This window comes from Klebsiella sp. CN_Kp113, from assembly GCF_040064585.1.
GTDB classification, from domain to species: domain Bacteria; phylum Pseudomonadota; class Gammaproteobacteria; order Enterobacterales; family Enterobacteriaceae; genus Klebsiella; species Klebsiella michiganensis.
The window spans coordinates 1-13,644 of sequence record NZ_JBEAID010000028.1; the positions used below are offsets into that span (position 1 = coordinate 1).

At 56.0% G+C, this 13,644-nt stretch carries 14 protein-coding genes; 4 read left to right on the forward strand and 10 right to left on the reverse strand.

The window, feature by feature from the left end; genetic code table 11:
- Nucleotides 1–150 precede the first annotated feature (150 nt).
- Genes hemG through pepQ form a run of 4 tightly spaced genes read right to left on the reverse strand, consistent with a single transcriptional unit; the run spans nucleotide 151 to nucleotide 4,134 of the window.
- Nucleotides 151–684 carry a menaquinone-dependent protoporphyrinogen IX dehydrogenase gene (gene hemG, locus ABLV30_RS18945; RefSeq protein ID WP_025108385.1) on the reverse strand — a complete coding sequence of 178 codons (534 nt, stop codon included), beginning with the start codon at nucleotides 682–684 and terminating at the stop codon, nucleotides 151–153.
- An 11-nt stretch (nucleotides 685–695) separates the two neighbouring features.
- The gene (gene trkH / locus ABLV30_RS18950; protein WP_004097624.1) at nucleotides 696–2,147 is read right to left on the reverse strand and encodes a Trk system potassium transporter TrkH; all 1,452 of its coding nucleotides are present in this window, start codon (nucleotides 2,145–2,147) and stop codon (nucleotides 696–698) included.
- 41 nt (nucleotides 2,148–2,188) lie between these two features.
- Nucleotides 2,189–2,803, reverse strand: coding sequence for an IMPACT family protein (locus tag ABLV30_RS18955; RefSeq protein ID WP_014227487.1), 615 nt, complete (start codon nucleotides 2,801–2,803; stop codon nucleotides 2,189–2,191).
- Nucleotides 2,803–4,134, reverse strand: coding sequence for a Xaa-Pro dipeptidase (gene pepQ / locus ABLV30_RS18960; RefSeq protein WP_009652560.1), 1,332 nt, complete (start codon nucleotides 4,132–4,134; stop codon nucleotides 2,803–2,805). The genes ABLV30_RS18955 and pepQ overlap by 1 nt, the downstream gene beginning before the upstream one ends.
- Nucleotides 4,135–4,325: 191 nt before the next feature.
- Between pepQ and fadB the strand changes: the two genes are divergently transcribed.
- The 3 genes from fadB (at nucleotide 4,326) to ABLV30_RS18975 (ending at nucleotide 8,240) form a co-directional block, all read left to right on the forward strand.
- On the forward strand, nucleotides 4,326–6,515 hold the full coding sequence (gene fadB / locus ABLV30_RS18965; protein WP_042944072.1) for a fatty acid oxidation complex subunit alpha FadB: 2,190 nt from the start codon (nucleotides 4,326–4,328) through the stop codon (nucleotides 6,513–6,515).
- A gap of 9 nt (nucleotides 6,516–6,524) precedes the next feature.
- Nucleotides 6,525–7,688 carry an acetyl-CoA C-acyltransferase FadA gene (fadA, locus tag ABLV30_RS18970; protein ID WP_004097616.1) on the forward strand — a complete coding sequence of 388 codons (1,164 nt, stop codon included), beginning with the start codon at nucleotides 6,525–6,527 and terminating at the stop codon, nucleotides 7,686–7,688.
- Between the two features lie 240 nt (nucleotides 7,689–7,928).
- Nucleotides 7,929–8,240 (forward strand): hypothetical protein, encoded by a 312-nt coding sequence (locus ABLV30_RS18975; protein WP_025108389.1) that lies wholly within the window; start codon nucleotides 7,929–7,931, stop codon nucleotides 8,238–8,240.
- A 44-nt stretch (nucleotides 8,241–8,284) separates the two neighbouring features.
- Here ABLV30_RS18975 and fre read toward each other — a convergent pair whose 3' ends face one another.
- Together fre and ubiD are read right to left on the reverse strand one after the other, a co-directional pair.
- Nucleotides 8,285–8,986: an NAD(P)H-flavin reductase gene (gene fre / locus ABLV30_RS18980; protein ID WP_014227484.1), complete on the reverse strand. Its 702-nt coding sequence runs from the start codon at nucleotides 8,984–8,986 to the stop codon at nucleotides 8,285–8,287.
- Nucleotides 8,987–9,040: 54 nt separating this feature from the next.
- Nucleotides 9,041–10,510, reverse strand: coding sequence for a 4-hydroxy-3-polyprenylbenzoate decarboxylase (ubiD, locus tag ABLV30_RS18985; RefSeq protein WP_014227483.1), 1,470 nt, complete (start codon nucleotides 10,508–10,510; stop codon nucleotides 9,041–9,043).
- Between the two features lie 177 nt (nucleotides 10,511–10,687).
- Here ubiD and rfaH point away from each other — a divergent pair, with 177 nt between their 5' ends.
- Nucleotides 10,688–11,176, forward strand: coding sequence for a transcription/translation regulatory transformer protein RfaH (gene rfaH, locus ABLV30_RS18990; protein ID WP_004097595.1), 489 nt, complete (start codon nucleotides 10,688–10,690; stop codon nucleotides 11,174–11,176).
- Nucleotides 11,177–11,182: 6 nt separating this feature from the next.
- Here the strand turns inward: rfaH and tatD are convergent, their stop codons facing one another.
- The 4 genes from tatD to tatA are packed head-to-tail and all read right to left on the reverse strand — an operon-like array spanning nucleotide 11,183 to nucleotide 13,581.
- The gene (gene tatD, locus ABLV30_RS18995; RefSeq protein ID WP_162934418.1) at nucleotides 11,183–11,977 is read right to left on the reverse strand and encodes a 3'-5' ssDNA/RNA exonuclease TatD; all 795 of its coding nucleotides are present in this window, start codon (nucleotides 11,975–11,977) and stop codon (nucleotides 11,183–11,185) included.
- 30 nt (nucleotides 11,978–12,007) lie between these two features.
- Nucleotides 12,008–12,781: a Sec-independent protein translocase subunit TatC gene (gene tatC, locus ABLV30_RS19000; protein WP_004097593.1), complete on the reverse strand. Its 774-nt coding sequence runs from the start codon at nucleotides 12,779–12,781 to the stop codon at nucleotides 12,008–12,010.
- 2 nt (nucleotides 12,782–12,783) lie between these two features.
- Complete coding sequence (gene tatB, locus ABLV30_RS19005) at nucleotides 12,784–13,323, reverse strand: Sec-independent protein translocase protein TatB (RefSeq protein WP_014227481.1); 540 nt, start codon at nucleotides 13,321–13,323, stop codon at nucleotides 12,784–12,786.
- Between the two features lie 3 nt (nucleotides 13,324–13,326).
- Nucleotides 13,327–13,581 (reverse strand): Sec-independent protein translocase subunit TatA, encoded by a 255-nt coding sequence (gene tatA / locus ABLV30_RS19010; protein WP_025108391.1) that lies wholly within the window; start codon nucleotides 13,579–13,581, stop codon nucleotides 13,327–13,329.
- Nucleotides 13,582–13,644 lie beyond the last annotated feature (63 nt).

The window sequence follows — 13,644 nt, forward strand, 5'->3', positions numbered from 1 at the left end:
CATCGCTGAATCCCGCTGACCCGGCGGGCTGTAAGCCGTTGTTCCGTGTCAGTGGGAGCGCATTATAGGGAGTAATTCCGAAGTGACAAGGGGAAATTTCAAAAAACTTTTCGTTCGCTCAACTTTCCATCACCAGGGTGATTTAACGCGCTATTTGCTGGTCATTTGCGCAATTTCCCGCGCAAATCTGCCCACCTGCTGCCAGTCGGTATACACCACTTCTTTAGTGACATCCGTTTCGCCGCCGGTCATCTTCATAATAAGGCGAATCATAAACCGATCGTACCAACGATAGCGTGGATAGCGGAGCGCGCCGGCAAACACCGCGCAGTGCTGCGGCTGCCACGGCGAGTTAAGCAGAAACTTGCGGGTGTAGCTGTTTGTCTGCGGCGTTCGTTTTTCTGGCTTACGCGCGACGAGGTTGACCGAGAAAAAGGCGCCCGGTAGCGCCTGCAGCGACTGAAGATGCGTTTTTACAAACCGTTCTAAGGCGGGATGAAAATGACCATAGCGGATTGATGCGCCGATGACGACACGATCGTATAAGGGCCACTCCACTTCATTGGTGCGGTTGAGATCGATCGTGTCCGCATCAATCCCCTGCTCTTTTAATTCAGATGCCAGATAGGAGGCGATTTCACGCGTCTGTCCGTCGCGGGTAGAAAAGAGAATCAAAGTTTTCACAGGCACTCCTGTTATTCGCGCCAGAAAGTCGGAGTAAATAGCACCAGCAAGGTGAACACTTCCAGACGACCAAACAGCATATTAGCAATCAAGATCCATTTTGCGACAGGGTTCATCGTCGCAAAGTTATCCGCCACAACGCCCAGCCCAGGGCCAAGGTTATTCAGCGTCGCAACGACCGAAGCAAAGGCCGAGAAATCATCCACGCCGGTGGCGATAATCGCCAGCATACTAATGATAAACACCAGCGCATAGGCGGAGAAGAATCCCCAGACGGCTTCCAGGATACGTTCCGGCAGCGCGCGGTTCCCCAGTTTAATACTGTATACCGCGTTAGGATGTACCAGCCGTTTAAGCTCACGGTTACCCTGCTTGAAAAGCAGAAGAATACGGATAACCTTCAAACCACCGCCAGTCGACCCGGCACAGCCGCCGATAAAAGCCGAACAGAGGAGGAGGACCGGTAAAAATAGCGGCCAGCGCGCAATGCTGTCGGTCGTGAAGCCCGCCGTTGTCGCCATCGATACAACCTGAAAGAACGCCTGATTCACCGTCATGAGCGCCGAACTGTAGACGTCATGCAGCCACAGCACCAGGGTACATACCACCACCAGCGTGAGCTGCACGCCGATGAACATGCGGAATTCGGGATCGCGCCAGTACACTTTCAGGCTACGCCCGCTGAGTAATGAAAAGTGCAGGCCGTAGTTACAGCCCGATATCAGCAAGAAAATCGCAATAATGGAGTTAATCGTTGGGCTATTAAAGTAGCCCACGCTGGCGTCATGGGTGGAGAATCCGCCAATCGCAATCGTCGAGAAACTGTGCCCGATGGCGTCGAACGCCGGCATGCCGGCAAACCACAGCGCCAGCGCACAGGCCACCGTCAGTAAGACATAGATAAGCCACAGCGTTTTCGCCGTCTCAGCAATGCGCGGCCGCATCTTGTTATCTTTCAGCGGCCCGGGCATTTCCGCCCGATACAGCTGCATCCCCCCGACGCCCAGTATCGGCAGTATCGCTACCGCCAGCACGATGATCCCCATCCCGCCAAACCATTGCAGCATCTGACGATAGAAAAGAATGGCGTGGGGTAACGAATCTAACCCAACCAGCGTGGTTGCCCCGGTCGTTGTCAGACCCGAGAAGGATTCAAAGAAGGCATCCGTAATGCTCAGGTTGGGCTGTTCAGAGAAGATAAAGGGCAGCGAACCGACGCTTCCGAGCACCGTCCAGAACAGCACGACGATGAGAAACCCTTCGCGGGATTTCAGTTCCCCCTTCTCACGACGGTTGGGCCACCACAGCAGCGAACCGATCGCCAGGGCAACGAAAAAGGTCTGGGTAAACGCCCGCCCCGCGCCATCGCGATATATCAGGGCTATTAATCCCGGGAGGATCATTGTCCCCGAAAACAAAATGACCAGCAGTCCAACGATTCGGGTTATCGCGCGAAAATGCATCTCTGGCGCTTCCTTTGATATGCAAAAAAATCAGGTGGGGATTATTCGTCAATCTTCAGTAATTGCAACGAACCGCGACTAAAATCAGCCAGTTTTGCTGAAAATAGCGCCACTTCAGCCTGAGGAAGCGCCACGCGCAGCTGAACAGACGCTTGATATTCGCTTTCGACAATTTTCCCTGAGAACTGAGCCAACAGCGTTTCAATCCCGGCCAACTGCCCGTATTCACACTGCAAAGTATACGCGGTCAGCGGCGTCTTGCGCTGTGTTGTCAGCAGCGCAAGCGCCTGGTGCACACCGCCGCCGTACGCTTTGACCAGGCCGCCGGTGCCCAGCAGAATACCACCGTAGTAGCGCACGACGACAGCGGTTATCTCGCCGACGCCGCTACCCATCAGCTGCGCCAGCATCGGTTTACCCGCCGTCCCCGCCGGTTCGCCATCGTCGGAAAACCCCAGCTGCTGCGAGTCATTCGGAGGCCCGGCGACCCACGCCACGCAGTGGTGACGGGCATCCGGGTGATCCGCCCTGACTGACTCGACAAACGCCTTTGCCGCCGCTACGCCGTCGGTGTGCGCCAACAGCGTGATAAAGCGGCTCTTTTTGATCTCTTCCACAAAGGTGGCCGGCGCGGCCGGTATCAACCAGCTTTCCATTACGCCAGTTTCAGATCGCGCGTCATGTTTTCAATACTGTTTTCGTGGATCACGACGTTGTCTTCAATACGAATACCGCCAAACGGTTTCAGCGCTTCAATTTTCTGCCAGTTGAAGTGTTTGCTGAACTGCCCTTCGCGCCACGGCGCCAGCAGCGATTCAATAAAGTAGATGCCCGGTTCAATCGTCAATACCATCCGCGGCTGCAGTACGCGCGTGCAGCGCAGGTAAGGATATTTTGCCGGCGCGGCCAGATGGGTACCCGAATCATCCTGCATAAAACCCGCGACATCATGAACCTGGAGACCTAAAGGATGACCAATGCCGTGTGGCATAAACGGTCCGGTCAGGTCGTTTTCCACCATCGCTTCTTCGCTCATATCTTTGACTATCTGATGTTTGCGCAGCAGTTTGGCAATACGCTGATGGAACTGGACATGATAATCCACGTAGCTCACGCCCGCCTTCATGGTGCTAATCAGCGCCAGCTGTTCCTCATTAACGTCTTTAATCAGTTGAGCATAGTCACTATCGCCATGCGCCGCCCAGGTACGCGTCAGATCCGCCGCATAGCCGTTATATTCCGCGCCCGCATCCAGCAGGAAGCTGCGCAATTCCGCCGGCGCGCGATGATCCAGCTTCGTGTAATGCAGCACGGAGGCATGTTCGTTCAGCGCCACAATGTTGCTGTACGGTACATCGGTGTCGCGATGGCCGGTCGCGGTCAGATAGGCCTGGTTGATATCAAACTCGCTCATCCCGGAGAGGAACGCTTCATGAGCGGCCTGATGACCGTTAACCGCTGACTTCTGCGCTTCGCGCATGCAGGCCAGCTCATAGTCAGTTTTATAAGAACGATAGTAGTGCAGATAATCGATCGCCCCTTTCGGGTTGATTTTATCCGCCGCGATATCTAACCCCAACGCACGTTCCGGCACCGGCCCGATATAGGCAATATTGCCGCGCGCGGCGGGCAGCTGGCTGCCGATACCATCCGCTTTCGGCAGGGCAATCACATCCACCTCTTCGGTCCAGAATGAGGTCGGCAGCGGTTCCACGTTATGCCAGTAGTCGACCGGCAGATAGAACCACAGTTTGGGTTTATTGACGCCGTCCACCAGCAGCCAGCAGTTAGGGACCTGCGTAACCGGCACCCAGGCTTTGAACTGGGGATTGACCTTGAACGGATACGGATGATCGTCAAGGAAGACGTTGACCAGTTCACCGGAGTGGATCAGCAGGGCATCCAGCTTAAAGCGGGCCAGAACATCGCGGGTGCGTTCTTGTAAGGTAACGATATGATTTTTATAGAGACCGGCAAGGGATTCCATCATTTATCCTTTGATTTTATGAGATCGTGATGCTTCGCATCTTAGCACAATGACCTCAAACGGGGTGATCTCTACCGGGTGTGATCCGACCAGCATTTATTTAAAGTCTTATTTGCAATTTCTTAACATAAAATCCACACTCCGTCTCATCTGGTATGACCAGATCATATTGCTGGATTCAGGAGACTGACATGCTCTACAAAGGCGACACCCTGTACCTCGACTGGCGGGAAGACGGCATTGCCGAACTGGTATTTGATGCCCCCGGCTCGGTCAACAAGCTCGATACCGCAACCGTAGCCAGCCTCGGTGAAGCGCTGGACGTACTCGAAAAACAAAAAGATCTGCAAGGGCTGCTGCTACGCTCCGAGAAAGCCGCTTTTATTGTCGGCGCGGATATCACCGAATTTCTTTCTCTGTTCCTGGTTCCCGAAGAACAGCTCAGCCAGTGGCTGCATTTCGCTAATAGCGTATTTAATCGCCTGGAAGATTTGCCGGTTCCGACCATCTCCGCCGTCAACGGCTATGCGTTGGGCGGCGGCTGCGAATGCGTGCTGGCGACCGATTATCGCCTGGCGACGCCGGATCTGCGCATTGGTCTGCCGGAAACGAAGCTGGGCATCATGCCGGGCTTTGGCGGCTCGGTGCGGATGCCGCGGATGCTTGGCGCGGACAGCGCGCTGGAAATCATTGCCGCCGGCAAAGACGTTGGCGCCGAACAGGCCTTAAAAATCGGCCTCGTCGATGGCGTGGTTAAGCATGAAAAACTGATCGATGGCGCGGTCGCGATTCTGCGTCAGGCTATTAAAGGCGACCTGGACTGGAAGGCGAAGCGCCAGCCGAAGCTGGAGCCGCTGCATCTGAGTAAAATTGAAGCCGCGATGAGTTTTACCATCGCCAAAGGCATGGTGGCGCAAACCGCCGGGAAGCACTACCCGGCCCCGATTACCGCCGTTAAAACCATCGAAGCCGCCGCCCGCTTTGGCCGCGAAGAAGCGCTGGATCTGGAAAATAAAAGTTTCGTCCCGCTGGCGCATACCAACGAGGCACGTGCGCTGGTAGGTATCTTCCTTAACGATCAGTACGTCAAAGCAAAAGCGAAGAAGCTGACGAAAGATATCGACACGCCAAAACACGCGGCCGTGCTGGGCGCGGGAATTATGGGCGGCGGCATTGCATACCAGTCAGCCTGGAAAGGCGTGCCGGTCGTCATGAAAGATATCAACGACAAATCGCTGACGCTGGGCATGACCGAAGCGGCCAAGCTGCTGAATAAACAGCTTGAGCGCGGCAAAATCGACGGTCTTAAGATGGCTGGCGTCATTTCTACTATTCAGCCAACCCTGGATTACGCCGGCTTTGAACGCGTGGACGTCGTGGTCGAAGCCGTTGTTGAGAATCCGAAAGTGAAAAAAGCGGTGCTGGCGGAAACGGAAGACAAAGTCCGCCCGGATACCGTGCTGGCTTCGAATACCTCCACCATTCCCATCAGCGAGTTGGCCAGCGTACTGAAGCGCCCGGAAAACTTCTGCGGTATGCACTTCTTTAACCCGGTGCACCGGATGCCGCTGGTCGAGATCGTTCGCGGCGAGAAAAGCTCGGACGAAACCATTGCGAAAGTGGTCGCCTGGGCCAGCAAAATGGGCAAAACGCCGATTGTGGTCAACGACTGCCCCGGTTTCTTTGTTAACCGCGTGCTGTTCCCCTACTTCGCCGGTTTCAGCCAGCTGCTGCGCGACGGCGCGGACTTCCGCAAAGTCGATAAAGTGATGGAGAAGCAGTTTGGCTGGCCGATGGGCCCGGCCTATCTGCTGGACGTCGTTGGCATTGATACCGCGCATCACGCGCAGGCGGTCATGGCGGCGGGCTTCCCGCAGCGGATGCAGAAAGATTATCGCGATGCGATCGATGCGCTGTTCGACGCTAACCGTTTCGGCCAGAAAAATGGCCTCGGCTTCTGGCGCTACAAAGAAGACAGTAAAGGTAAGCCGAAGAAGGAAGAGGATACCGCAGTCGATAGCCTGCTGGCGGAAGTCAGCCAGCCGAAGCGTGATTTCAGCGATGAAGAGATTATCGCCCGCATGATGATCCCCATGGTCAACGAAGTGGTGCGCTGTCTCGAAGAGGGCATTATCGCCACCCCGGCAGAAGCCGATATGGCGCTGGTTTATGGCCTGGGCTTCCCTCCGTTCCACGGCGGCGCGTTCCGCTGGCTGGATACGCTCGGTAGCGCAAAATATCTCGATATGGCCCAGCAGTATCAGCATCTCGGCCCGCTATACGACGTGCCGGAAGGATTGCGCAGCAAAGCGCGTCATAACGAACCGTACTATCCACCGGTTGAGCCTGCCCGTGCGCCAGGCGACCTGAAAAAGGCTTAAGGAGTCACAATGGAACAGGTTGTCATTGTCGATGCAGTTCGTACCCCGATGGGCCGTTCAAAGGGCGGCGCCTTTCGCCACGTGCGCGCAGAAGATCTCTCCGCGCACCTGATGCGTAGCCTGCTTTCACGCAACCCATCCCTTGAAGCCAGCACGATTGACGATATTTACTGGGGCTGCGTTCAGCAGACTCTGGAACAGGGCTTCAATATTGCCCGCAACGCGGCGCTGCTGGCGGAAATCCCGCATTCGGTACCCGCCACCACGGTCAATCGGCTGTGCGGTTCTTCCATGCAGGCGCTTCACGACGCGGCACGCATGATCATGACCGGCGACGCCAGCGTATGCCTGATTGGCGGCGTAGAGCATATGGGCCACGTCCCGATGAGCCACGGCGTAGATTTCCATCCGGGCCTGAGCCGTAACGTCGCCAAAGCCGCCGGAATGATGGGGCTGACGGCAGAAATGCTGGCGCGCCTGCACGGCATCAGCCGCGAGATGCAGGACCAGTTTGCGGCTCGCTCCCACGCCCGCGCCTGGGCCGCGACGCAATCCGGCGCATTCAAAGCGGAAATTGTCCCGACCGGCGGTCACGACGCCGACGGCGTGCTGAAGTCTTACAGCTACGACGAAGTGATTCGCCCGGAGACAACGGTTGAAGCGCTGGCCGCGCTTAGACCCGCTTTCGATCCGGTAACCGGAACCGTGACGGCGGGAACCTCATCCGCCCTCTCCGATGGCGCCGCAGCCATGCTGTTAATGAGCGAAAGCCGCGCCCGCGAACTGGGCCTGAAGCCCCGCGCTCGCGTGCGTTCGATGGCTGTCGTCGGCTGCGACCCGTCAATAATGGGCTATGGTCCGGTTCCCGCGTCAAAACTGGCGCTGAAAAAAGCCGGGCTCTCCACCAGCGATATCGATGTGTTCGAAATGAACGAAGCTTTTGCCGCGCAGATCCTGCCGTGCATTAAAGATCTGGGGCTGATGGAACAGATCGACGAGAAGATCAACCTCAACGGCGGCGCGATCGCCCTGGGTCATCCGCTCGGCTGTTCCGGCGCGCGCATTAGTACCACATTGATCAACCAGATGGAGCGCAAAGACGCGCAGTTCGGCCTGGCGACGATGTGTATTGGTTTAGGTCAGGGTATCGCGACGGTATTCGAGCGGGTTTAATCAAAGAGTCATCTCAAAGCCATTGGTGCCAGAACAAGGCGGCAAGTGAATGAATCCCGATGAGCTTACATATAGTAAGTGATTCGGGTGAATGAATGCAGCCAACGCAGTTATGGTGACAATGGCGAAGAGAGAGGGCTTAGTTGCCGTTCTTCCCGCCTGTCAGGGGCGGGTTTTTTATTTCCGCTATTCGGTTATTATCACCGGATACGTCACGCTCATTAAGGATAATGAAGAGTCATGAAAATAATCCCCATCATTTTTTTGCTAACGACGTTCCCTGCCGCAGCGCTCGCCAGCGAACAGGATAACGCTCAGGCCTGCCTCTCATGGGGGATCGGTAAAATGGCGCAGGATCCGCAAAGCGAGCGGTTCAAGGATCTGACCGTCACCGATATCACTACCGAACGCTATGATGAGAAGATAGGCAGCCAGCATATCGCGACGCAGCTAGCCGCCACGCTGGAAAAAGAAGGGAACCCGGTAGGGAAAATGCTCTGTTTGCTGGAAAACGAGCGACCGCTGTACGTTTACTTCAGCGATGCCCGGTAACAACAGCATCCGGGCCAAAAGCCCGGATGCCGGCAGAGCGGCTATCAGATAAACGCAAAGGCATCGCCAAACAGGCGATCTTCGCGCGCGCCGCGCTCGTTGCAGAACAGGTCGCGGGCAATTTTCGCCATCTCGAAGCGGCCAGCGATATAGATATCATGCTCGCCCAGCGTACCGTAATCCTGCAGAACCGCCGTGAGTACGGTTCCGGTACGGCCACGCCACTCGGCGTCAGGCTGCTCAACAACGGGTTCGACGCGCAGGCCCGGATGCTGCAGGCTTAACGCTTCGAGCTCGGCCAGGTCATAGAGATGTTTCGCTTCGCGCCCGCCCCAGTAGATGGCGATATCGCGATTCGGATTGCGCGCCAGCGCGGTGAGCAGAATCGAACGCACGTAAGAGAAGCCCGTTCCCCCGGCGATTAAAATCAGAGGACGTTCTTCATCATCGCGCAGCCAGGCTTCGCCATGCGGCATATCGACCTCGATTTGACGCTCTTTCAGGATTCGATCCATCACCGCCATCGCATACAGGTTCAGTTCAGATGCACCGATATGCAGCTCGATAAACTCCTGTTCCGACGGCGTGGAGGCCATCGAGAATGGGCGCTTGTCGCGTTCGTCCATCACGACCATCAGATACTGACCGGCACGGAAGGAAAACGCCGCTTCCGGCACTAATCGAACGCGATACACAGTATCGGTAATCGCCTCCACTGAGGTCACTTTACAGCTTAAGGTTGTCATGCGTCCCCTCTGTCGGGTCTATTGTGCAAAACAGCGGCGTAGCCCCGCTTACTGTTATTTGAAGATAGCCAGTTCATCCCAGATGGCGTCGACGCGCGCCGTCACCTCAGGATCTTTCTTGATCGGACGACCCCACTCGCGCTGGGTCTCTCCAGGCCATTTATTTGTGGCATCCAGCCCCATTTTTGAACCCAAACCGGAAACCGGTGAGGCAAAATCCAGATAATCAATTGGCGTATTTTCTACCAGTACCGTATCACGCGCCGGGTCCATACGGGTAGTAATCGCCCAAATCACATCATTCCAGTCGCGCGCGTTGACATCGTCATCGCAGACAATAACGAACTTGGTATACATGAACTGGCGGAGGAACGACCAGACGCCCATCATGACGCGTTTCGCGTGACCGGCGTACTGCTTCTTCATCGTGACGACCGCCAGGCGATAGGAACAGCCTTCAGGCGGCAAATAGAAATCCACGATTTCAGGAAACTGCTTTTGCAGAATGGGGACGAACACTTCGTTCAGCGCAACGCCCAGTACCGCCGGCTCATCCGGCGGGCGCCCGGTATAGGTCGAGTGATAGATGGCATCTTCACGCTGAGTAATGTGGGTAACGGTAAAGACCGGGAAGTTATCCACTTCATTGTAGTAGCCAGTATGGTCGCCATAGGGGCCTTCCGGCGCCATTTCTCCGGCTTCAATATACCCTTCCAGCACGATCTCCGCGCTGGCGGGCACCTCAAGATCGTTAGAGATGCACTTCACGACTTCGGTTTTGGTGCCGCGCAGTAGCCCGGCAAAAGCGTATTCGGAAAGAGTATCCGGAACCGGAGTCACCGCCCCGAGAATGGTTGCCGGATCGGCACCCAGCGCGACGGAGACCGGGAAACGCTCGCCAGGACGCGCCGCGCACCACTCCTGGAAGTCCAGCGCGCCGCCGCGATGCGATAGCCAGCGCATAATCAGCTTGTTCTTGCCAATCAGCTGCTGGCGATAAATGCCCAGATTCTGCCGCTCTTTATGCGGGCCGCGGGTCACCGTCAGACCCCAGGTGATCAGCGGCGCGGCATCTTCCGGCCAGCAGGTCATGATCGGGATACGAGTCAAATCAACTTCATCACCCTGAATGATTTTTTGCTGGCACGGCGCTCCGCGCAGACGCTTAGTCGGCATATTCAGCACCTGTTTGAACTGCGGCAGCTTATCAAACAGATCGCGGAAGCCTTTTGGGGGTTCCGGCTCTTTCAGGAATGCCAGAAGCTTACCCACTTCCCGCAGAGAACTGACATCCTCCTGCCCCATCCCCAGCGCGACTCGCCGCGGCGTGCCGAAAAGATTACACAGCACCGGCATGGCGTAGCCCTTGGGATTTTCGAATAGCAGCGCCGGACCGCCAGCTCGCAAAGTGCGGTCGGCAATTTCGGTGATTTCCAGGTGAGGATCGACCGGCAGGGAGATCCGTTTCAATTCCCCCTGCTGCTCCAGTAATGTCAGAAATTCGCGTAGATCGTGGTATTTCATGGAGTTGTTATTGACCTCTATACAGGCGGGTGATTATACGGCGTTCGCCGGAGCTATGCTGTATTTTTGTTAAATTAGCGTGAAAGAACGCTGAAATTTAGTTTTCACCCGCAATGATTTCGCGATCGTACCGGGCTTTTGTTATGCTTGCAGCTAGTAGCATTGGAAAGAGTCATTATGCAAGCCTGGTACTTACTTTATTGCAAACGTGGGCAGCTTGAACGAGCCCAGGAACACCTTGAACGGCAGGCCGTCAATTGCCTGATGCCAACGATCGAGCTGGAAAAAATCGTCCGCGGTAAACGCACGACGGTCAGCGAGCCCCTGTTCCCAAATTATCTGTTTATCGAGTTCGACCCGGAAGTGATTCATACCACTACCATCAGCGCCACGCGCGGTGTGAACAGTTTTGTGCGTTTCGGCGCGCTGCCCGCTATCGTGCCATCTGCCGTCATTCATCAGCTTTCCATCTACAAACCGGAAGGTATCACCGATCCTGAAACGCCGCACGAAGGCGACAGCGTGCTGATTACCGATGGCGCTTTTGAGGGTCTGCAGGCTATTTTTACCGAACCGGACGGCGAAGCCCGCTCGATGCTGCTGCTGAATCTGCTTAACAAGCAGGTGCTCCAGAGCGTTAAAAATACTGACTTTTATAAAATCTGACGGCGCTTAAAAACCCACGCCAAAAAGTCTTCTGACGTTAGCATCAGTCACGTCTTCCAGCCATTGCGCCTCCTCCCCACGCCATTGCGCGATGCGGGTCAGAATATGCGGCAGGTAGGCGGGCTCATTGCGGCGAGAAGCGGGTTTTGGCAGCATATCTCGCGGCAACAGGTACGGCGCATCGGTCTCAATCAGCAGGCGCTCTGCCGGAATATCGACCAGCAGCTCTCGCAGCTCCAGCCCCCGACGCTCATCGCATACCCAGCCGGTGATACCAATAAATAAACCGTGCTCCACGCATTCGCGCATCTCTTCGCGGCTACCGGTAAAACAATGCACAACGGCCCCCGGGAGCTTATCAAGCCAGGGCACCAGCAGGGCCAGGAAGCGCTCGTGCGCATCGCGGCAGTGCAGAAATACCGGCATCGACAGCTCCGCGGCCAGCGCCAGCTGAGCGCTAAACGCCGCTTCTTGCTCCTGAGGCGTCGAAAAATTGCGGTTGAAATCCAGCCCGCACTCACCCACCGCAACGACTTCCGGCTCGCGAGCCAGCGCATAGACCGCTGCCGCCGCCGAGTCCGTCCAGCTGCGACTGTCGTGGGGATGAACGCCGGCCGTTGACCAGCACCCGGAATAACGGCGCGCCAGCTGCTGCGCCTGCGCGCTTTCATGCAGGTTGGTTCCCGTCAATAGCATCCCGCTGACGCCCGCCGCCCGGGCCCGGGAAACCACCTCGTCGCGATCGCGGGAAAACTGCGAACTGGTCAGATTTACGCCGATATCAAACATCATCGCTCCCATACGGCAACCGCCCTGGCGGGCGGTTGAACGTTATTCTTCTTTGCCCTGCGCCTCTTCGGCAGCGGCATCCTCATCACGCGTCAGGCGTTTACCGGTGTAGAACCGCGCGAAGAAGACCCCGACCTCAAACAGACAGTACATCGGAATCGCCAGCAGGGTTTGCGAGAACACGTCCGGCGGGGTCAGCAGCATCCCGACAACGAATGCGCCAACCAGTACGTAGGGGCGTTTCTTACGCAGGTCGTCCGGCGTGGTGACGCCCATCCAGCACAGCAGGACTATGGCCACCGGAACCTCGAATGAGACGCCAAAGGCGATAAACAGCGCCATCACAAAGTCGAGGTAGCTGCGAATATCGGTAGAGACCTGTACGCCTTCCGGCGCCGCGTGGGTCAGAAAACCAAACGCCAGCGGGAAAACGACGAAGTAGGCAAAGGCCATGCCGATATAGAACAGCAGCGTACTGGAGACCAGCAGCGGCATAACCAGCCGACGTTCATGCTTATACAGCGCTGGCGCCACAAAGGCCCAGACCTGATACAAAATGACCGGGACCGACAAAATTATCGATACCATAAAGGTCAGCTTGATCGGCGTGAAGAAAGGCGAGGCCACATCCGTGGCGATCATGGTCGCACCGACCGGCATCTGCCGAATCAGCGGCGCGGAAACCAGCTGATAGATATCGTTGGCGAAATAGACTAACGCCAGGAAAATCACCAGAATCGCAAGAATGCTGTTGATCAAGCGCTTGCGCAGCTCAATCAGATGCGTAATTAGCGGTTGAGTATCGTCTACGCCCATTTTTACTGTTTATCACTCGGTACAGGGGAGGAGGAATCGGAAGCCGACACGGCAGCTTTCACTTTCGCTGCCGGGATTTCACTCTGCGAAGCGGGGAGTTCTTCAGACACGGAGTCAGGCGCATGCTCTGGCGCACTGGCCTGATGTTCAGCCGTCGCTGGCGTCACGTCCTTGCGCTGCTCTTCACTCCCTTTTACGACCGGGTTGTGAATGGTATTGGCTTCATCGCTGGCTTTTTCAGGATCGTGGGCGGAGTAGGATCGCTTCATAGATTCAGCCGCTTCACGCAGTTCATCCATTGAAGCTTTTAGCTCGGGCGTCAGGTTGTCCAGGCTGGCCTTTTCCACCTTTTTAAGGCTTTCCTGAAACTCCTGCAGTTTTAATTCCTGGGTAATTTCATTTTGTACGGTAGCCGCAAGCGACCGCAGCGTGCGGATCCAGCTCACCACCGTCTTTACCGCTACCGGTAGTCGCTGTGGCCCCAGAACGATGAGGCCAATCACGAATACCAGCAGCAGCTCACTAAAACCGATATCGAACACGAATTACACCTGCTCTTTGTCGTGGCGTTTAGTCTCGTCTTTCTTTGCATCATCCGGCTTATCAGCAAGGGTCTTCGCCGCGAAATCTGCATCCGGCGCGGAGGATTTTTCCGGTTTCTCTTCGTCGCTCATGGCCTTTTTAAAGCCTTTGATCGACGCCCCTAAATCTGAACCGAGCGAGCTCAGCTTTTTTGTCCCAAAAAGCAGAACCACGATGACGACAACAATGAGTAACTGCCAAATACTGATACCACCCATACACATTCCCCTATGACAGATGATGAATTATTAGGACGCATTATACACATTATGCGCAGTGAT